We start from the raw sequence: 18,178 nt of genomic DNA on the forward strand, positions 1-18,178 counted from the left end.
CCACTCCCCGACCGGCCTGCCGGTCACCCGGCGCACCAGTTCGCCGATGAGCCAGCTGTAGGTCTGGGCGTGGTAGCCGTGGTCGGTGCCGGGCTCCCAGAACGGGGCCTGGGCCGCGACCACCGCCGCCGCGAGGTCCGGGTCGAGCGCCTCGGCCGGGGTGAGGGGGTGGTCGAGGGCGGGCACCCCTGCGCGGTGCGCGAGCAGGTGCCGGACCAGGGTGCGCTCCTTGCCGCGCGCCTTGAACTCCGGCCAGTGCGCCGAGACCGGCGCGTCCAGGTCCAGGTCGCCGCGCTGGTGCAGCAGGAGCAGCGTGGCCGCCGCCACGCCCTTGGTCGCCGAGCGGATGATCTGCGCCGTGCCGGGGGCCCAGGGCGCGTCGCCCGCCGCGAGGTCGCCGTCGACGTCCTTCGTGCCGCCCCGCAGGTCCACGACCCTGCGTCCGTCGCGGTAGACCGTGACGGCGGCGCCCCGCTCGCCGCGCTCGGCGAAGTTCCGTACGAAGGCGTCCCGCACCGGTTCGAGACCGGGGGCCACCGTGCCGTGCACGACGTCGGCAGAAAGCATCGGACCGCCGTCCCTCACATCGTCCATACCCAAGCCAACAGCCGCCGCCTGCCGTCGATTCCCTACCGGCCCGCCCCCGTCGTCTTCGGATCGAAGCCGAAAGGCAGTTCCAGGCGGTGTCTGCCCATCAGGTCGGCATCGGCGAGGAGTTCGCCCGTCGGGCCGTCCGCCGCGATCACGCCGTCGCTGAGGATCAGGGCCCGGGGGCAGAGTTCCATCGCGTACGGCAGGTCGTGCGTGACCATCAGGACGGTGACGTCCAGGGAGCGCAGGATGTCCGCGAGTTCGCGGCGCGAGGCCGGGTCGAGGTTGGAGGACGGCTCGTCGAGGACCAGGATCTCCGGCTCCATCGCGAGGACCGTCGCGACGGCGACCCTGCGGCGCTGCCCGAAGGAGAGGTGGTGCGGCGGCCGGTCGGCGAACTCCGCCATGCCGACCCGCGACAGCGCCTCCATGACCCGCGACTCCAGCTCGGGGCCGCGCATTCCGGCCGCCGCGGGGCCGAAGGCCACGTCCTCGCGGACCGTCGGCATGAAGAGCTGGTCGTCGGGGTCCTGGAAGACGATGCCGACCCGGCGCCTGATCTCGGCCATGTGCTTCCGGCCGACCGGCAGACCGGCGACCGTCACACTGCCCGCGCCGCCGGTCAGGATGCCGTTCAAGTGCAGGACGAGGGTGGTCTTGCCCGCGCCGTTCGGCCCGAGCAGGGCGACGCGCTCGCCGCGTCCGACGCGGAAGTCCACGCCGAACAGGGCCTGGTGCCCGTCGGGGTAGGCGAAGGCCAGTCCTGCCACGTCGAGCGAGGGGGCGGGGGCAGAAGTCACAGGGTCCATCCCAACAGGCATACGGCGAGTGCGCAGAGCGGCAGGGTCAGTGCGTACGTCCACTGCGCGCGGGACGCCGTCACCTCGTCGATGACCGGCATCGAACCGGAGTAGCCACGGCTGACCATGGCCAGGTGCACGCGCTCCCCGCGTTCGTAGGAGCGGATGAAGAGGGCGCCCGCGGACTTGGCGAGGACGCCCCACTGCCGCACGCCGCGCGCCTCGAAGCCGCGGGACTCCCTGGCGATCTTCATACGGCGCATCTCGTCGGTGATGACGTCGCCGTAGCGGATCATGAACGAGGCGATCTGGACCAGCAGCGGCGGGAGCCTCAGCCGCTGGAGGCCGAGCAGCAGGTCGCGCAGTTCGGTGGTGGAGGCGAGGAGTACGGAGGCCGCGACGCCGAGGGTGCCCTTGGCGAGGACGTTCCAGGCGCCCCAGAGGCCGTTGACGCTCAGGGAGAGGCCGAGCACGTCGACGCGCTCCCCCTCGGCGACGAACGGCATGAGCACCGCGAAGGCCACGAACGGCACCTCGATGAGGAGCCGCTTCAGGAGGAACCCCGCGGGGACGCGGGCCGCGTACGCGACGGCGCCGAGCAGTACGGCGTAGAGCGCGAAGGCCCACATCGCCTCGCGCGGCGTGGAGACGACCACGACGACGAAGCAGAAGACCGCGGCGAGCTTGGTGTGCGACGGCAGCGCGTGCACGGGCGAGTGGCCGTGCCGGTAGAGCCGGTGGGCATGGCCCGCGCCCATCCTCAGCCCTTCCCGTCGGAGGCCGCGGCCCCCGCGTCGGACGTGGCGGACGCGCCGGACGTGGCGGACGCGGCTGACGCGCCGGACGTGGCCGATGCGCCGAAGTCGCCGGGCACCGCCGAGGGCGACGCGTCCTGGGTGCGGCGGCGGCGCAGTGCCCAGAAGACCGCCGAGCCCGCGACGACCGTGACGCCCACGCCGATCACGCCCGCGAGGCCGCCGGAGAGGCGTGCGTCGGTGATGTCCCTGACGCCGTAGTCGGCGAGCGGGGAGTCGGCGGAGGCGTGCTCCTCGGCCTTCTTGTCGATGCCCTTGTCGTGGGCGACCTTCTCCAGGCCGTCGGGGCTGGCCGAGGCGTAGAAGCTGACGAACCCGGCGAGGACGAGGGAGGCGGCGAGGCCCGCGAGCCACACCTTGCGGTGCGAGCGGGCGGCCGCGGGCACCGGCCCGGCGGCCGGGGCGTCCACCAGCTCGCCGCCCACGCGCAGCTTCAGCGGTGCGGTCAGGCCGCGCGCCCCGTACACGAGGTCGGGCCGGACGGCGACGACGGCGCCGACCGTCAGGGCGGTGATCGCGGCCTCACCGATGCCGATGAGGACATGGACGCCGACCATGGCGGTGGCGACCTTGCCGATGGAGACGTCGGTGGTGCCGCCCACGGCGTAGATGAAGGTGAAGGCGACCGCGGCGGCGGGCACCGAGAGCAGCGCGGCGGCGAAGGAGGCGACGGTGAGGGAGCGGCGTCCGCGCGGCAGCACCTTCGCCAGGCCGCGGAAGACCAGGTAGGCCACCACGGTCGTGACGAGCGCCATGTCGGAGATGTTCACGCCGAGCGCGGTCAGGCCGCCGTCCGCGAAGAGGACGCCCTGCATGAGCAGGACCACGGAGACGCAGAGGACCCCGGTGAAGGGGCCGACGAGTATCGCGGCGAGCGCTCCGCCGAGGAGATGCCCGCTGGTCCCGGCGGCGACGGGGAAGTTCAGCATCTGCACGGCGAAGATGAAGGCCGCCACCAGACCGGCGAGCGGCGCGGTCCGTTCGTCGAGCTCACGCCGCGCGCCCTTGAGGCTGACCGCCACGGCACCCGCCGCGACGATCCCGGTGACGGCGGAGACGGGAGCATTGATGAAACCGTCGGGGACATGCATGGGCGCGCTCCTGGGCAGGCGTTCCAGCAGGGCAGGCCGCTGGTGAACCGTTCAATGATAGTGGCTTGTTGCGAACGGCTTGCAAGAGCGCCTCGGTCCCGTTGCAGCCGGGCCCGAGTGGCGGATTCCGCGTACCCCTCCGGGACGGAGTCCGTAATTATGGGACATTAAGGTAAGAAACAGGAGAAAACGCAGTCCGGTCGAGGAGTCAGCGATGTCCGCAGTCGAGCAGTACGCACGCGCCCATCTCGTCACGGACTCCTCCGAGGGCCACCGCGCCGTCCCCGTCCTGCTGCGGTACGACGCGGAGGCCGACCCGCACGCGGTGCGGATCGGCCTCCCCGGCGGTCATGAGTGGACCTTCGCCCGGCACCTGCTCGAACAGGGTCTCCGGTCCCCGGTCACCGACGGTGACGTGCACGTCTGGCCGTGCGGCCGGGTCCAGACGATCGTGGAGCACCACGCCGGTGACGGGGTGACGGTCGTGCAGTTCGACGCCTCGGCGCTCATCCGCTTCCTGCGCCGCACCTACGCGGCCGTCACCCCGGTCACCCGCTGACCCCGGCGGGCACCGGGCCCGGGATCAGACGCGGGCCAGCTCCCGGTCGGCCTCCGGGGCCTTCTCGTCGGCCGTGCGCAGCCCCTCGCCCTCGACGTCGACGTTGGGCAGGGCGCGGTCCAGCCACCTCGGCAGCCACCACGCCTTCGTGCCGAGCAGCGCGAGGACGGCGGGCACGAGGGCCATGCGGACCACGAAGGCGTCGAAGAGGACCGCGATCGCCAGACCGAAGCCGATCATCTTCACCATCTGCTCACTGGAGCCGATGAAGCCCGCGAAGACCGCGATCATGATGACGGCCGCCGCCGAGACCACCCGGGCGCTGTGCCGGAAGCCGGTCACCACCGCCTGTCCGGGCCGCTCCCCGTGGACGTACGCCTCGCGCATCCGGGTCACGAGGAAGACCTCGTAGTCCATCGCGAGACCGAAGACGACGCCCACCATGAAGATCGGCATCATCGACATGATCGGGCCGGTCTGCTCCACGCCGAAGAGCGAGCCGAGCCAGCCCCACTGGAAGACCGCGACGACCGCGCCGAGGGCCGCGAGGACCGAGAGCAGGAAGCCGAGGGCCGCCTTGAGCGGGACCAGGATGGAGCGGAACACGACGATCAGGAGCAGGAAGGCCAGGCCCACGACCAGCGCCAGATAGGGCAGCAGGGCGTCGTTGAGCTTCTGCGAGACGTCGATGTTCATGGCCGTGGTGCCGGTGACCATGATCTCCGCGCCGGTGCCGGACCTGATCTCCGGGCCCGCGTCGCGGATCGCGTGGACCAGGTTCTCGGTCTCGATGCCGCTCGGCTTGGAGGACGGCACGACGCTGACGATCGCGGTGTCGCCCTTCTTGGTGAGCATCGGCGGGGCCACGGCCTGGACGTCGTCGAGAGAGGAGATCGTCTTCCTGATGTGCTCGGCGGCGGCCTTCGGGTCCTTGGCGCCCTCAAGGTCGCCGACGACCATCAGCGGGCCGTTGGAGCCGGGGCCGAAGCCCTCCGAGACCAGGTCGTACGCCTTGCGCTGGGTGGTGGACGTCGGCTGCGCGCCGTCGTCCGGCAGGCCGAGTTCGAGCTGGCCGACCGGGATGGCGGCGGCGCCGAGGCCGATGATGCCGACGAGCAGCACGGCGACCGGGCGGCGCACCACGAAGCGGGCCCAGCGGGTGCCCATGTTGGGCTTCTCCTCCGCGGCCTCACCGGAGGTGGCGTCGGCCTTCCGGCCGCCGCCGAACAGCCTGCTCTTCTCGCCCGTGGGCTTGACCCGCTTGCCCGCGTAGCCGAGCAGCGCCGGGATCAGGGTGAGCGCGATGAGGACGGCGATGACGACGGTGCCCGCCGCCGCGAAGCCCATCTTGGTGAGCATCGGGATGTTCACCACGGCGAGGCCGACCAGGGCGATGACCACGGTGAGACCGGCGAAGACGACCGCGGAGCCCGCGGTGCCGACGGCCCGGCCCGCCGCCTCCTCGCGGTCCCTGCCCTCGGCGAGTTCGCCGCGGTAGCGGGAGACGATGAAGAGGGCGTAGTCGATGCCGACCGCGAGGCCGATCATCATGGCGAGCGTCGAGGTGGTGGTGCCGAGGTCGAGCGCGTCGGCGAGCGCGGTGATGGAGGAGACGCCGATGCCCACGCCGATCAGGGCGGTGAGCAGCGGAAGCCCGGCGGCGATCAGCGAGCCGAAGGTGATGACGAGGACGACCGCGGCGACGGCGATGCCGATGACCTCGGTGGACCCGGTCTCCGGCATGGCCTGGAGCGCGTCACCGCCGACCTCGACCGTGAGCCCGGACTCGCGCGCCTTGTCGGTGGTCTTCTCCAGGGCGTCGCGGTCCTCCTCGGCCAGCTCCATCGAGGTGACCTTGTACGAGACCGAGGCGTACGCCGTGGAGCCGTCCTTGCTGACCGTTCTGGCGTCGAAGGGGCTGTCCGCGCGGGCGACCTTGTCCGAGCCGGACTTCAGGGCGGCGACGGTCTTGGCGATCTCGGCCTTGTTGGCCGGGTCGGTCACCTTCTCGCCGTCCGGCGCCTTGAAGACGACACGGGCACTCGCGCCGTCGGCGCTGGCCTCGGGCGCGCGCTTCTCCAGCAGGTCGAAGGCCTTCTGGGCCTCCGTGCCGGGTATGGAGAAGCTGCTGGAGGCGGCGGTGGGCGCGGAGGCCGCGCCGACACCGGCGAGGGTGAGCAGGGCCACCCAGATCAGGGCGGCGAAATGGCGTCGCCGSAASGCGAGCTTGCCGAGTTTGTAGAGGAACGTGGCCACGAGAGCGGCGCGTCAGGTACGGGGCGGGGGGTGGGTCAGATGCCGAGAGCGGGGAAGATCACGGCATCGATGTAGGAGGCGAGGAACGCCTGGTCGACCGGGCGGTCCTCGATGAGGTCACGTGCGACGAAGCCGCCGAGGAACATGTGGACGACGAAGTCGAGCGCGGGGTTGTCCGCGGCCACCTCGCCGCGCTCCACCGCTCTGCGCAGCAGATCGCTCAGGCCGGTCAGCTCCGGCTCGATGAGCAGGTCACGCAGGGCCCGGTGGAGTTCGGGGTTGTCGTGGATGGCGTGGAACAGGCCCCGCATCAGCGCGGCGTCCCGCTCCATCTGGCAGTCGTCGGAGCGGGACACCATCTCGGTCAGGTCGCCGCGGAGCGAACCGGTGTCGATGTCCGCGAGGGACGCCGGCTTGTTGTGCCGCAGCGCCTTGGCGATCAGCTCCGGCTTGCTCCCCCACTGGCGGTAGAGGGTGGCCTTGCTGGAGCGGGTGCGGGCGGCGACGGCGTCCATCGTGAGCGCGTCGTACCCCACTTCGCGGAGCAGGTCGAGCACGGCCTCGTACAGCTCGGCCTCGCGCTCGGGCGTGATCCTGCTGCGCCGCGTCGTCGCCGCCTCAGCCATGGTCCTCGCCTCCTGTTCCTCTTCGGGGTGTGCCCACCGTGGTCCGTCCGTGCCGAACGACCCGTCCGTGTTGAACGAAACGGTTTCGTACTCCAGCAGCGTACCCCCCTGGCTTAACGAAACGAAACGGTTTCGTACGTGGGCTGGGTCACGTTCTCCGACTCGTACGTGTTCACGAGTTGCCGGGGCTCTCCGGGCGGAAAAGCATGGTGAGGTGACCGACGCGCGCGACGATGCCCAGGCCGACCACTCCTACCTGCGATTTCCGCACCTCAGCGGCGACCGCCTCTGTTTCGCGGCCGAGGACGACCTCTGGGTGGCCCCCCTCACCCCCGGGGGCACCCCGGCCGGCCGGGCGTGGCGGGTCACCGTCGACCGGACCAAGGTGGGCCACCCCCGCTTCTCGCCCGACGGCCGCCACATCGCGTACACGACCTGGCGCAGCCTCGACCCGGAGATCCACCTGGCGCCGGTGGACGGCGGACCCGCGCGCCGCCTGACCTACTGGGGCAGCACCGACACCCGCGTCTGCGGCTGGTCCCCCGACGGCGACATCCTCGCCGTCTCCTCGCACGGCCAGCCCTTCTCCCACTTCTGCTGGGCCTACAGCGTCCCCCTCGACGGCTCACCGGGCGGCAAGCTGCCCTGGGGACCGGTCAACGACCTCGCCGTCACCGACTCCCTCGCCGACGGCGACTGCGAGCGCAAGACGCTGCTCCTCACCGGAAAGCCGCCGCACGAGCCCGCCGCCTGGAAGCGCTACCGGGGCGGCGCCCAGGGCCGCCTGTGGATGCACGGCAAGCGCATCCTCGCCCACCTCGACGGGCACCTCGACTCGCCGATGTTCGTGGCCGGACGCATCGCCTTCCTCTCCGACCACGAGGGCATCGGCAACCTCTACTCCTGCCTGCCCGACGGCACCGGACTGCGGCGCCACACCGACCACGACACCTTCTACGCCCGGCACGCCGCCAGCGACGGCACCCGCGTCGTCTACCAGTGCGCCGGTGACATCTGGCTGGTCGACGCGCTCACCCCCGACTCCGTACCGCGCCGCCTCGACGTACGGCTCGGCGGTCCGCGCGCGGGGCGGCGGGTCTACCAGGTGCCCGCCGCACAGCACGTCGACGCGCTCTCCGTGGACGCCACCGGCCGGGCGAGCGCCGTCGTCGTACGCGGCAGCCTGTACTGGCTGACCCACCGCGACGGCCCCGCCCGCACCATCGCCGACACCCCGGGCGTACGGGTCCGCCTCCCCGAGATGCTCGGCACCGGCGGCCAGGTCGCCTATGTCACGGACGCCGAGGGCGAGGACTCCGTGGAGATCGCCTATCTGCCGCGCGCCAGCGGCGACCGGCCGCCGCGCAGACCGGTCAGGGGCGGCCTCGGCCGCGTCCTCGAACTGGTCGCCGATCCCGACGGCGAGCGGCTCGCCGTCGCGTCCGACGACGGGCGCCTGCTGATCATCACCCTGGCCGACGAGGACGAGGCCGCCGAGCTGAACCGGAGCCTCCGCGAGATCGAGGAGGTCCGCGAGGCCGAGCAGGCCGCCACGACCGCCGTGGACGAGGAGCCCGCCGAGGTCACCGAGCTGATCCGGTCCGTCAACGGGCCCGTGCGCGACCTGGCGTTCTCCCCCGACGGATGCTGGCTGACGTGGTCGCACCCGGGCGTGGGGCGCTCCCTGCGCCAGATCAAGCTCGCCCGGGTGAAGGGTCCCGGCGCCCACACGGTCGTCGACGTCACCAACGGACGCTTCGAGGACGAGAACCCGGTCTTCACCCGCGACGGCCGCTACCTCGCCTTCCTCTCCTGGCGCGGCTTCGACCCCGTCTACGACGTGCACACCGGCGACCTGTCCTTCCCGCTCGGCTGCCGCCCCTACCTGGTGCCGCTGTCCTCGGCGACGCCCTCGCCCTTCGCGCTGCTGCCCGACGGGCGGCCGGTGGCGGGCGGCCTCGACCCCGCCGACGGCAGCTCGGGCGAGGGCACGACCCTGGTGGAGATCGAGGGCCTGGAGTCGCGGGTCACGCCCTTCCCCGTGGCCGCCTCCAAGTACTCGGCACTCCAGCCCGTCAGCGGCGGCGGCCTGGTCTGGCTGCGCTGGCCGATCTCCGGGGCGCTCGGCGAGACCTTCGTGAACCCCACCGACATGTCGGGGCGGCCGACCCTTGAGTACTTCAACATCGTCAAGGCGAAGAAATCGCAGCTCGTGGACCACCTGGACTGGTTCGAGCTGAGCGGCGACGGCTCCCGCCTGGTCGTCGTCGACGAGGGCGACCTGTCCGCCGTGCCCGCCACCGAGCAGGGTGACGGCGACACCACCGTCTACATCGACCTGCGGCGCATCCTGCACGAGGTCGACCCGGCGGCCGAGTGGCGCCAGGCCTACGCGGAGGCGGGCCGGATCATCCGCGCCTACTTCTGGGACCCCGACATGTGCGGCATCGACTGGGACGCCGTGCTCGCCCAGTACCGCCCGCTGGTGGAACGCGTGGCGTCCCCCGACGAGTTCGCCGACCTGCTGCGGGAGGTCCTCGGCGAGCTCGGCACCTCCCACGCCTACGTCTCCCCGGCCCGGCGCAACGAGGGCCCGCCGCACTACCAGCGCGCGACGGGCCTGCTCGGCGCCAACCTCGTCCGCAGGGACGGCGGCTGGATGGTCAAGCGCATCCTGCCCGGCGACTCCTCCGACTCCAAGGCGCGCTCCCCGCTCGCCGGTTCCGGCATCCGCGAGGGCGCCGTCCTCACCCACGTCGACGGCCGCCCCGTCGACCCCGTGACCGGACCCTTCCCGCTCCTCGCGGCGGCGGGCGGCACGACGGTCGAGCTGACGTTCCGGCCGGCCGAGGGCGAGGGCCGCGCCCGGCGGGTCGCCATCGTCCCGCTCGTCAACGAGCGCCCCCTGCGCTACCAGGACTGGGTCGCCAAACGGCGTGAGGTGGTACGGGAGCTGAGCGGCGGCAAGTGCGGCTATCTGCACATCCCCGACATGGGCGGCTCCGGCTGGGCGCAGTTCAACCGCGATCTGCGCCTGGAGGTGTCACGGCCCGCGCTCATCGTGGACGTGCGGGGCAACGCGGGCGGCCACATCAGCGAACTCGTCGTGGAGAAGCTGACCCGGAAGATCCTCGGCTGGGACATCACACGCAACGCCCAGCCCGTCTCCTACGCCTCCAACGCGCCGCGCGGGCCGATCGTCGCCCTGGCGGACGAGGCGACGTCGTCGGACGGCGACATGATCACCGCGGCCTTCAAGCTGCTCGGGCTCGGCCCTGTCGTCGGCCAGCGCACCTGGGGCGGCGTGGTCGGCATGACCGGGCGGCACCAGCTCGGCGACGGCACGGTGATCACGGTGCCGATGAACGCGGGCTGGTTCGACGCGTACGGCTGGGGCGTGGAGAACCACGGCGTGGAACCGGACATCGAGGCCCTGCGCACCCCGCTGGACTGGGCGGAGGGCAGGCACGCCCAGCTCGACGACGCGGTCCGGGTGGCCCTGGAACTCCTGGAACAGCACCCGGCCGCCACCCCGCCCGGCTACGACGACGTCCCCGACCGGCGCAGGCCACCGCTGCCGCCCCGCTCCTGACACCCCGGCTACGGTGCGTACTTGATCGAAATGCGCGCTTCGTCCGCCCGTGTAAATCTGAACGAGGCCTCATCGAGGCCCCATCCCCTCACCCACTACGGGAGTGAAACCGCATGGGCATCAAGGACCAGTTCCAGGACAAGGCACGCGACCTCGCCGACAAGGCCAAGAGCGCTCAGGAAGGGTCCCGCGACCGCGCCTCGCAGGCCCGCGACCAGGCGCAGGACCGTGCCTCGCAGGCCCCGGACCAGGCCAGGGACGCGGCGCAGGAGCAGCGGGACAAGTTCGACCGGGACTACGACGCCTGACGCCGCACCCCGCTCGTGCACAGGAGGCCCCGGGACGCCGGGGCCTCCTTCTCGTGCCGTGCCCGGGGGCGGACGGGCGGGCTCAGCGGGTCGCGCGCGCCGTCTCGTCCGCCGAACCGCCCGCCCCGACCAGGCCCGTCGAGACGCTGCCGAGCCGCGGCTCGAACCGCCGCATCTCGCGCTGGCCGACCGATCCGATGAGCGCGGGCAGGTAGCCGCGGATGCCCTGCATGCCCCGCAGCCACCACTGCGCGTACACATGGCTGGAGCGGCGCTCGATGCCCGCCACGATCCGGTCCACGGCGGGACCCAGCGGATACGTCTTGTTGGACGGCCACGGCAGCCGCTGCCGCAGCTCGCGCATCACGTCGTCCTGGTCGGCCCCGCGCACCATGTCCGTGTCGGTCCAGGAGAGATAGCCGACGCCGACCTTGACGCCCTTGTAGCCGACCTCGGCCCGCAGCGCGTGCGCGTACGCCTCGACGCCCGACTTCGACGCGCAGTACGCCGTCATCATCGGCGCCGGGGTGATCGCGGCGAGGGAGGCGATCTGGAGCAGATAGCCGCGGCTCTCCATCAGGACGGGCAGGAACGCCCGTCCCGTCACCGCGCTGCCGATGAGGTTGACCTCGATCACCCGCCGCCAGGCCTCGGGGTCGGAGTCGACGAACGGACCGCCGCTTGCGACACCCGCGTTGGCGACGACGATGTCGACCTTGCCGAAGTGCTCCTTGACCTCCTGCGCCACCCGGGCCATCGCCGTGTGGTCGGTGACGTCGGCGTGCCAGTGGGCGGAGTCGGTGTGCAGCCGCTCCGACACCTGCTTCAGCTCGTCGGGCTCCAGGCCGACCAGCGCGATCCTGGCGCCGCGCGCCGACAGCTTGCGCGCGAGCAGCTCCCCGACCCCGCGCGCCGCGCCCGTGACGACCGCGACCTGCCCCTCAAGGCTGACCCTGCTCATGCGCCCTCCTTCACCTGTACGGACTTCTGCACGGACTTCTCTACGGTCTTCTGTGCGGGCTTCGTCGGCAGGTACGTCGTGACGAGCTCCCGTATCCGCCCCGAGATCGCCTCGGGCGCCTCCACGGGCGTCATGTGGCCGACCCCGGCCAGCTCGGTGAGGCCCACGCACTCCGGCAGCGCCTCCGCGATCCGCCGCGCGTGCACGACGGGCGTGAGCCGGTCGGCGAGCCCGGCTACGACGGCGGTGGGCACGCCCAACGCGGCGACCTCGACGTCGAGTTGCAGGGTGGCGAGCACATGGGACCAGCCGTGCCGCACGGCCCGCGGGCAGGCGTGCACGATCCTGGCGCACGCGTCGATCCGCTCCGGCGCCGATCCCGGCCCCATCGTGCCGTACCGCAGGACGCGTTTCGCGACCGGAGTGACGGGCCCGAGCGGCGCCCGTGAGCCGAGCACCGACCGGGTGATGCGGGTCCGCAGCCGCCCGGCCCGCAACGGCACCACCCGCGACTCGGCCACCAGGCTCGAACTGCCGGTGCTGCACAGCAGAACGGCCGCCGTGTGCTCACGGAACCCCGGCCGCCCGCCCGCCGCCATGATCGTCATGCCGCCCATGGAGTGCCCGGCGAGCACCGCCTTCTCGCCCGGCGCGAGCGTCGCCGCGAGGACCGCTTCGAGGTCGTCGGCGAGCGCCCGCGTGCTGTAGCCGTCGGGGTCAAACGGTGCCGCGCTGCGCCCGTGGCCGCGCTGGTCGTAGACGATGACGCGGTGGTCGGCGGCGAGGTCGCGGATCTGCGCGTCCCAGAAGAGCGTCGAGCAGGTCCAGCCGTGCGCGAGCACCACGGCCGGCGCCCGCTCCGCCCCGTACACCTCGACGTGGACGCGCGCCCCGTCGGCGGAGACGGCGGTCACCTCGCGCCCTCCGGTGGGCGGCGCGTGCGGGCCGCTCAGGTCACGGGTCAGCCTGCTCATGCCCCGGCCTCCACCTTCGTGCCGCCGGACTTCCTGCCCTTGCGGGGGCCCGGCACCGCCTCCAGCGGCCGCGCCGGGCGCAGCACCTCGTACTCCGCGAGGTCCACGCGCCGCGTCGCCGACCTGAACTCGGTGGTCGTGCCGGGCCAGACGGTGGTGTTGACGCCGTTCTCGTCGAGGTACCAGCTGTTGCAGCCGCCGGTGTTCCACACCGTGCGCTTCATGCGCTGCTGCACCCGGTCGTTCCAGGCGCGTACGGCCTGGGGCCTGGCCGCGAGCGCGGCGGTGCCGCCGAGCACGTCGAGCTGGCGCAGGTAGTCCGCCATGTAGTTGAGCTGCGACTCGATCATCAGGATCATGGAGGAGTTGCCGAGCCCGGTGTTCGGGCCGATGATCGTCATCCAGTTGGGGAACCCGGCGGCCGTCGCGCCGCGCAGCGCGTTCATGCCGTCCTTCCAGGTCTCCATGAGCGTGAGCCCCTCGTCGCCCACGACCCGGTCGGCGATCGGCATGTCCGTCACATGGAAGCCGGTGCCGAAGATGACCGCGTCGACCTCGGTCTCCGTGCCGTCCGAGGCGACCAGGGTGTTCCCGCGCACCTCGGCGAGACCACTGGCGACGACGTCGACGTTGGGCCGCGCGAGCGCCGGGTAGTAGGTGTTCGACAGCAGGATGCGCTTGCAGCCGATGCGGTAGTCCGGCGTGAGCTTCGCGCGCAGCGCCGGGTCCTTGACCGCCCGGTACATGTTCCGCTTGGCGAGCTGCTCGACCATGCCCAGCTCGTTGGGGCGCTTGGTGAACGCCTGGACCTGGAGCTCCCTGATCCCCCACAGGATGCCGCGCCGCGCCTGGGTGGTGAACGGGAGCTGCTTGTGCAGCCAGCGCTCGGCCCTGGTGATGGCACGGTCCGCGCGCGGCATCACCCACGGGGGCGTGCGCTGGAAGAGGGTCAGCCTGCCGACCTGCTTCTGGATGGCGGGCACGATCTGGATGGCGGAGGCGCCGGTGCCGATCATCGCCACGCGCTTGCCGGTCAGGTCGTAGTCGTGGTCCCAGCGGGCGGAGTGGAAGACCTTGCCGGGGAAGGTGTCGAGGCCGGGGATGTCCGGGGTCTTGGGGTCGGAGAGCGGCCCGGTGGCCGAGACGACGACATCGGCGGTCAGGCTGCCGTTGCTGGTCTCGATCTCCCAGCGCAGCCGCTCGGCGTCCCAGCGCATCAGCTTCACCTCGGTGTCGAGGCGGAGGTGCGAACGCAGCCGGAAGGTGTCGGCGACGCCCTCCAGGTACTCCCGTATGCGCTCCTGCCCGGAGAAGGTGCGCGGCCAGTCGGGGTTGGGCGCGAAGGAGAAGGAGTACAGGTGGGAGGGCACGTCGCAGGCGCAGCCGGGGTAGCTGTTGTCCCGCCAGGTGCCGCCCACCGAGCCCGCCCGCTCCAGGACGACGAAGTCGGTGATGCCCTCGCGCCGCAGCCGCACGGCCGCCCCGAGGCCGCCGAAGCCGGACCCGATCACCGCCACCCGTACGTGCTCGTGCTCGCGCCCCTGCTCAGGGCCACCCTCGTGCTGGGCCATGCCGCCGCCTCCCGAAGTACCTGACTCTGCCAGTAACTACTGGCGCAATGGGGAGCGTAGAACACCCGCGTACTCATGGGTAGGGGTAGAGCACGGGAAAGTTACCGGCGGTACAACATAGGCTTCCCCCGTGGCAGACGAACAAGAGAGCGGATCCGGGGACGTACGCGAGTACCGCATGGCGGAGCTGGCCAAGCGGGCAGGCATCACCGTGCGCACCGTCCGCTTCTACCGCGAGCGCGGTCTGCTCCAGCCGCCCCGCCGCGAGGGCCGCATCGCCTGGTACGACGAACACCACCTGGCCAGGCTCCGCACGATCGCCGGTCTCCTGGAGCGCGGCCACACCCTGAACGGCATCGCCGAACTCTCCGACGCCTTCGACAAGGGCCGCGATGTCGGAGAGCTCCTCGGCCTCGGCCGCCCCAGCGAGGAACAGCCGGTCCGCCTCACCCCCGAGGAGCTCGCCGACCACTTCGCGGGCGAGGTCACCCCGGAGAACCTCGTCGCCGCCCTCGACCTCGGCTACCTGGGCACCGACGGCGACGAGCTGGTCCACATCAGCCGCCGCCTCCTGGACGCCTCCTCCACCCTCGTCCGCAAGGGCGTCCCCCTGGCGGCGGTCCTGGAAGCGGGCCGGCTCGTACGCGAACACGCCGACGCCCTCGCGGAGTTGTTCATCACCGTCATGCGCGCCCACCTCCCCGACACCGCCGACGTCGACATCGAACAGCTCCGCCCACTGGCCAAGAGCGTGGTGGAGGCGGAGCTCTCGATGGCCCTCGACCGACGCCTCCAGCAGCCCTAGGCCGTCCGGCCGGATCGGACGGGCAGCCGCCGACGGGCCTCCTACCGGCCCAGACGGGCAGCCACCAGCGGGCTTCGAACCGGCTCAGACCGGCAACCCACCAGCGGGCTTCGAACCGGCTCAGACCGGCAGCCACCAGCGGGCTTTGTAGATGCCGCCGTCGATGAGCCTGTAGCTGCTCTCGGGCCGGTGGACGCTCACCGTGGTCGTCCACCATGTCTCGCCGAGCCCGCTCTCCGGCACCGCCGTCACCACCTGCCCGGTGCGCGGATCATCGCCGACGCACTTCACGGACTTGCGGGAGATCAGCTCGGCGCCCGCGAAATCCCGGACGAAGTCACGCCGGGCGGTGTCGTACTGGAACACCGCCGCGTTCGTCGTCACCCACAGCCGCCCCGGCCGCCCCGCCACCGGGAAGAGATCGTGCCCGCCGGGCGTCCTCCCCGGCGTCCCCACCGGCAGCGCGACCGCCGACGTCTGCCGCAGCGCGGGCCGCGCCGCCGTGCCGCTCACCTCGTACTTCACCAGCTCGTCGTCGCCGAGCGCCCACAGCACCCCCCGGGTCCGGTCCCAGTGCAGTCCGTGCGCGCCCTTGAGCGTTGCCTCGGCGAACCGCGTCGCCCGCGGGCCGCGCGAGGCCGCGTACAGCCGTACGAGCGCGCCCGTGCTGCACGCGACGGCGACGTTCCCGTCGGGCAGGATCTCGGCGCTGTGCGGGTTGAAGAGGTCGTCGCCGGGGCCGATCGCCGTGGCCCAGTACCGGGCGCCGGAGGGATAGGCGACGACGGCCACGAAGCCGAAGGACGCCGTCGTCAGGACGTAGGGCCGCTTCCGGTGCAGCCGCACCTTGGACTCGCTCGGATACACCCAGCTCACGTCGGGCGCGAGATCGCGGTAGCGGGGGTCACCGAGCGGCGAGAACTGCCAGCGCACGACGGACGGGTCGGCGGCCGGGTCCCAGACGCGCTTGCCCGGGTCGAGGACGAGGAGCCGCCTGCTCGCCTGCTCGGTGAGGAGCACGGGCGGCGTACCACCGCCCCCGCCGTCCGCTCCGTACGCCCGCGCGACCGGCAGCGCGGCCACGGCACCCACGGCCGCGGCGCCCATGGCCGCGGCCCCCAGGAGCAGGCCGCGTCTGGACGGCACGACCGAGGGACCGGTGACTCTCGCAGCGGCGGCTCGCGAGGCGGCTCGTGAGACGGCTCGTGAGACGGCGGCTCGTGAGGCGACGACGCCTGACGCGGCGGGTCGCGACGGCATGACGGACATGAAGTCCCCCCGAAGCTCCGGCAGTTGAGCATGACGCCACGGAAATCTGCCATGCCCCAGGGGCCCGGGACAGCCCTCTGCCGGACTTTATGACCGCGCGCCGCCCCCGCCACGGGCGGCACGCGGGGAGCGACCCGGCTACAGGTCGTAGACCACCGTCACGGGCGCATGGTCGCTCCAGCGCTCACCGTGCGTCGCGGCCCGCTCCACGTACGCCTTGACCGCGCGTCCGGCGAGGCCCTCCGTCGCGACGTGGTAGTCGATGCGCCAGCCCGTGTCGTTGTCAAAGGCGCGCCCCCGGTAGGACCACCAGGAGTAGGGGCCCTCGACGCCGGGGTGCTGCGCCCGCACGACGTCCTCGTACTCCGCGAAGACCTCGTCCAGCCAGGCACGCTCCTCGGGGAGGAAGCCGGAGTTCTTCTTGTTGCCCTTCCAGTTCTTGAGGTCGGCCTCCTGGTGGGCGATGTTCCAGTCGCCGCAGACGACGACATGGCGCCCCTCGGCGGCGGCCCGCGCCTTGAGCTCCTTCAGGTACACGAGGAACTCCCCCATGAACCGCACCTTCTCGTCCTGCCGCTCGGTGCCGACCTCGCCGGAGGGCAGGTACAGGCTGGCGACGGTGACACCCGGCAGGTCCGCCTCCACGTATCGCCCGCTGCCGTCGAACTCCGCCGAGCCGAAGCCGACCCGCACCCGGTCCGGCTCGCGGCGCGTGTAGAGGGAGACACCGGCCCGCCCCTTCGCCGCGGCGGGCGCGTGCACGACGTGCCACCCCTCGGGCTCACGGACGGCGTCCGGGAGCTGGTGCGGCTCGGCGCGCACCTCCTGGAGGCACAGCACGTCCGCCGAGGTCCCGGCGAGCCACTCGACGAAGCCCTTCTTGGCCGCGGCCCGCAGGCCGTTCACGTTCACAGAGGTCACTGTCAGCACAACACTCGCCTTACTTTCCCTTCGGCCTCTTCCTTCCCGGGCCGGAGGTCAGGCTCCCATACGCCCTGACCGGCGGGCGCAGTGACGTATCCCGGACCACCGCCGTTGAGAGGGCATGAACCAGATCACCAAGTACGCGATGCTGACCGGCGCCTTCTCCACCCTGCTCCTGGCCGCGCCCGCCGCCACGGCCGCCACCGCACCCGCCGCCGACGGCGGCGGCGCGAAGGACGCGCTCCCCGCGGCCTGCGGCAGCCTCGTCTCGGCCCTGCCGCCGGTGGCCGCCGAGCACAGTTTCCAGGGTGTGTGCGAGCTCGCAGGCTGACTCGGCACCCCCACGGGCGCGGTGCCTGCACACTGGGAGACCGAGTCACCGATTCCCCCAGCAGTCGCATAGAAGTACGATTCAACGCATGACTATCCAAGGCGCCGACCCCGCGACCGTACCCGCCGCACCCGCCGTCCACCTGCGCACCGTCACCTTCGCGCACCCCGACGCCGTAGCGCTCAGCGACCGTGTCCAGCTCGAATATGCGGAGCGCTACGGTGACGAGGGCGACGTCACCTTCCTCGACCCGTCGATGTTCGAGCCGCCCCGGGGTCTGTACGTGATCGCCTACGACGACAGCGGCACCCCCCTGGCGACGGGCGGCTGGCGCGCCATGGACGCGGGCGGCGAGGGGTACGCGGACGGCGACGCGGAGCTGAAGCGGATGTACGTCACCCCGGAGGCGCGCGGCCTCGGCCTCGCGCGCCGCATACTCGCCGTCCTGGAGGAGGACGCGAAGGCGGCGGGCCGCATCCGCATGGTCCTGGAGACCGGCACGAAGCAGCCGGAGGCGATAGCCCTGTACCTCTCCAGCGGCTACACCCTCGCCCCGGCCAAGTTCGGCCACTACCGCTTCGACGACCTGAGCCTCTGCTACGAGAAGCGGCTGTAGCCGGGACACGGGGACTGGGCCACCGGCGGGGAATCCGGCTCGGTCAGCGCACGGCCGACCGCAGATCGACCTCCGCCACGGCCCCGCCC

Annotated in this window: 17 protein-coding genes; 6 read left to right on the forward strand and 11 right to left on the reverse strand. The window is 72.2% G+C overall.

What is annotated here, in order from left to right; translation table 11 throughout:
* The 4 genes from AB8Z36_RS07610 to AB8Z36_RS07625 form a co-directional block, all read right to left on the reverse strand.
* A partial coding sequence (locus AB8Z36_RS07610) for a serine hydrolase domain-containing protein (RefSeq protein WP_369212424.1) occupies positions 1 to 567 on the reverse strand: 567 nt, incomplete at its 3' end.
* 62 nt (positions 568 to 629) lie between these two features.
* Positions 630 to 1,400, reverse strand: a complete 771-nt coding sequence (locus AB8Z36_RS07615) for an energy-coupling factor ABC transporter ATP-binding protein (RefSeq protein WP_369212425.1) — start codon at positions 1,398 to 1,400, stop codon at positions 630 to 632.
* Entirely contained in the window at positions 1,388 to 2,149 is a 762-nt protein-coding gene (cbiQ, locus tag AB8Z36_RS07620; RefSeq protein ID WP_369212426.1) for a cobalt ECF transporter T component CbiQ, read from the reverse strand. The genes AB8Z36_RS07615 and cbiQ overlap by 13 nt, the downstream gene beginning before the upstream one ends.
* Positions 2,150 to 2,151: 2 nt before the next feature.
* Positions 2,152 to 3,297, reverse strand: coding sequence for an energy-coupling factor ABC transporter permease (locus AB8Z36_RS07625; RefSeq protein WP_369212427.1), 1,146 nt, complete (start codon positions 3,295 to 3,297; stop codon positions 2,152 to 2,154).
* Positions 3,298 to 3,511: 214 nt separating this feature from the next.
* On the opposite strand from AB8Z36_RS07625, the gene AB8Z36_RS07630 reads away from it, so the two are divergent.
* On the forward strand, positions 3,512 to 3,856 hold the full coding sequence (locus tag AB8Z36_RS07630; RefSeq protein WP_369212428.1) for an SsgA family sporulation/cell division regulator: 345 nt from the start codon (positions 3,512 to 3,514) through the stop codon (positions 3,854 to 3,856).
* A gap of 24 nt (positions 3,857 to 3,880) precedes the next feature.
* Here AB8Z36_RS07630 and AB8Z36_RS07635 read toward each other — a convergent pair whose 3' ends face one another.
* Positions 3,881 to 6,112, reverse strand: a complete 2,232-nt coding sequence (locus tag AB8Z36_RS07635; RefSeq protein ID WP_369212429.1) for an MMPL family transporter — start codon at positions 6,110 to 6,112, stop codon at positions 3,881 to 3,883.
* Positions 6,113 to 6,147: 35 nt separating this feature from the next.
* Positions 6,148 to 6,738 carry a TetR/AcrR family transcriptional regulator gene (locus AB8Z36_RS07640; protein ID WP_369212430.1) on the reverse strand — a complete coding sequence of 197 codons (591 nt, stop codon included), beginning with the start codon at positions 6,736 to 6,738 and terminating at the stop codon, positions 6,148 to 6,150.
* Positions 6,739 to 6,952: 214 nt separating this feature from the next.
* On the opposite strand from AB8Z36_RS07640, the gene AB8Z36_RS07645 reads away from it, so the two are divergent.
* Together AB8Z36_RS07645 and AB8Z36_RS07650 are read left to right on the forward strand one after the other, a co-directional pair.
* Complete coding sequence (locus AB8Z36_RS07645; RefSeq protein WP_369212431.1) at positions 6,953 to 10,330, forward strand: S41 family peptidase; 3,378 nt, start codon at positions 6,953 to 6,955, stop codon at positions 10,328 to 10,330.
* 113 nt (positions 10,331 to 10,443) lie between these two features.
* Positions 10,444 to 10,638, forward strand: a complete 195-nt coding sequence (locus AB8Z36_RS07650; RefSeq protein ID WP_369212432.1) for a hypothetical protein — start codon at positions 10,444 to 10,446, stop codon at positions 10,636 to 10,638.
* Between the two features lie 82 nt (positions 10,639 to 10,720).
* On the opposite strand, the gene AB8Z36_RS07655 is transcribed toward AB8Z36_RS07650, so the two are convergent.
* From AB8Z36_RS07655 to AB8Z36_RS07665, 3 genes are read right to left on the reverse strand one after another with little or no spacing between them, the layout of a single operon-like run.
* Positions 10,721 to 11,599 (reverse strand): SDR family oxidoreductase, encoded by an 879-nt coding sequence (locus AB8Z36_RS07655; protein ID WP_369212433.1) that lies wholly within the window; start codon positions 11,597 to 11,599, stop codon positions 10,721 to 10,723.
* A complete protein-coding gene (locus tag AB8Z36_RS07660) occupies positions 11,596 to 12,573 on the reverse strand; it encodes an alpha/beta fold hydrolase (RefSeq protein WP_369212434.1) in 978 nt (325 codons plus the stop codon). Before AB8Z36_RS07660 ends, AB8Z36_RS07655 begins: the two co-directional genes overlap by 4 nt.
* Positions 12,570 to 14,144: a flavin-containing monooxygenase gene (locus tag AB8Z36_RS07665; protein WP_369212435.1), complete on the reverse strand. Its 1,575-nt coding sequence runs from the start codon at positions 14,142 to 14,144 to the stop codon at positions 12,570 to 12,572. Before AB8Z36_RS07665 ends, AB8Z36_RS07660 begins: the two co-directional genes overlap by 4 nt.
* A 178-nt stretch (positions 14,145 to 14,322) precedes the next feature.
* Here AB8Z36_RS07665 and AB8Z36_RS07670 point away from each other — a divergent pair, with 178 nt between their 5' ends.
* The gene (locus AB8Z36_RS07670; protein WP_369212440.1) at positions 14,323 to 14,949 is read left to right on the forward strand and encodes a MerR family transcriptional regulator; all 627 of its coding nucleotides are present in this window, start codon (positions 14,323 to 14,325) and stop codon (positions 14,947 to 14,949) included.
* A gap of 120 nt (positions 14,950 to 15,069) precedes the next feature.
* Here the strand turns inward: AB8Z36_RS07670 and AB8Z36_RS07675 are convergent, their stop codons facing one another.
* Together AB8Z36_RS07675 and AB8Z36_RS07680 are read right to left on the reverse strand one after the other, a co-directional pair.
* Complete coding sequence (locus AB8Z36_RS07675) at positions 15,070 to 16,095, reverse strand: DUF6528 family protein (protein ID WP_369212436.1); 1,026 nt, start codon at positions 16,093 to 16,095, stop codon at positions 15,070 to 15,072.
* A gap of 261 nt (positions 16,096 to 16,356) precedes the next feature.
* Entirely contained in the window at positions 16,357 to 17,139 is a 783-nt protein-coding gene (locus tag AB8Z36_RS07680) for an exodeoxyribonuclease III (protein WP_369212437.1), read from the reverse strand.
* Between the two features lie 124 nt (positions 17,140 to 17,263).
* Between AB8Z36_RS07680 and AB8Z36_RS07685 the strand changes: the two genes are divergently transcribed.
* On the forward strand, positions 17,264 to 17,473 hold the full coding sequence (locus AB8Z36_RS07685; protein WP_369212438.1) for a hypothetical protein: 210 nt from the start codon (positions 17,264 to 17,266) through the stop codon (positions 17,471 to 17,473).
* An 88-nt stretch (positions 17,474 to 17,561) separates the two neighbouring features.
* Entirely contained in the window at positions 17,562 to 18,089 is a 528-nt protein-coding gene (locus tag AB8Z36_RS07690) for a GNAT family N-acetyltransferase (RefSeq protein WP_369212439.1), read from the forward strand.
* Positions 18,090 to 18,178: the final 89 nt, after the last annotated feature.

The organism is Streptomyces flavofungini (assembly GCF_041028215.1).
In the GTDB taxonomy this organism is placed as follows: domain Bacteria; phylum Actinomycetota; class Actinomycetes; order Streptomycetales; family Streptomycetaceae; genus Streptomyces; species Streptomyces flavofungini_B.

What these genes read in the sequence shown, in the direction of transcription:
- AB8Z36_RS07615 (WP_369212425.1), bottom strand. Translation starts at nt 1,400, where the DNA reads ATGGACCCTGTGACTTCTGCCCCCGCCCCCTCGCTCGACGTGGCAGGA.
- cbiQ (WP_369212426.1), bottom strand. Translation starts at nt 2,149, where the DNA reads ATGGGCGCGGGCCATGCCCACCGGCTCTACCGGCACGGCCACTCGCCC.
- AB8Z36_RS07625 (WP_369212427.1), bottom strand. Translation starts at nt 3,297, where the DNA reads ATGCATGTCCCCGACGGTTTCATCAATGCTCCCGTCTCCGCCGTCACC.
- AB8Z36_RS07630 (WP_369212428.1), top strand. Translation starts at nt 3,512, where the DNA reads ATGTCCGCAGTCGAGCAGTACGCACGCGCCCATCTCGTCACGGACTCC.
- AB8Z36_RS07640 (WP_369212430.1), bottom strand. Translation starts at nt 6,738, where the DNA reads ATGGCTGAGGCGGCGACGACGCGGCGCAGCAGGATCACGCCCGAGCGC.
- AB8Z36_RS07650 (WP_369212432.1), top strand. Translation starts at nt 10,444, where the DNA reads ATGGGCATCAAGGACCAGTTCCAGGACAAGGCACGCGACCTCGCCGAC.
- AB8Z36_RS07655 (WP_369212433.1), bottom strand. Translation starts at nt 11,599, where the DNA reads ATGAGCAGGGTCAGCCTTGAGGGGCAGGTCGCGGTCGTCACGGGCGCG.
- AB8Z36_RS07660 (WP_369212434.1), bottom strand. Translation starts at nt 12,573, where the DNA reads ATGAGCAGGCTGACCCGTGACCTGAGCGGCCCGCACGCGCCGCCCACC.
- AB8Z36_RS07665 (WP_369212435.1), bottom strand. Translation starts at nt 14,144, where the DNA reads ATGGCCCAGCACGAGGGTGGCCCTGAGCAGGGGCGCGAGCACGAGCAC.
- AB8Z36_RS07670 (WP_369212440.1), top strand. Translation starts at nt 14,323, where the DNA reads ATGGCGGAGCTGGCCAAGCGGGCAGGCATCACCGTGCGCACCGTCCGC.
- AB8Z36_RS07685 (WP_369212438.1), top strand. Translation starts at nt 17,264, where the DNA reads ATGAACCAGATCACCAAGTACGCGATGCTGACCGGCGCCTTCTCCACC.
- AB8Z36_RS07690 (WP_369212439.1), top strand. Translation starts at nt 17,562, where the DNA reads ATGACTATCCAAGGCGCCGACCCCGCGACCGTACCCGCCGCACCCGCC.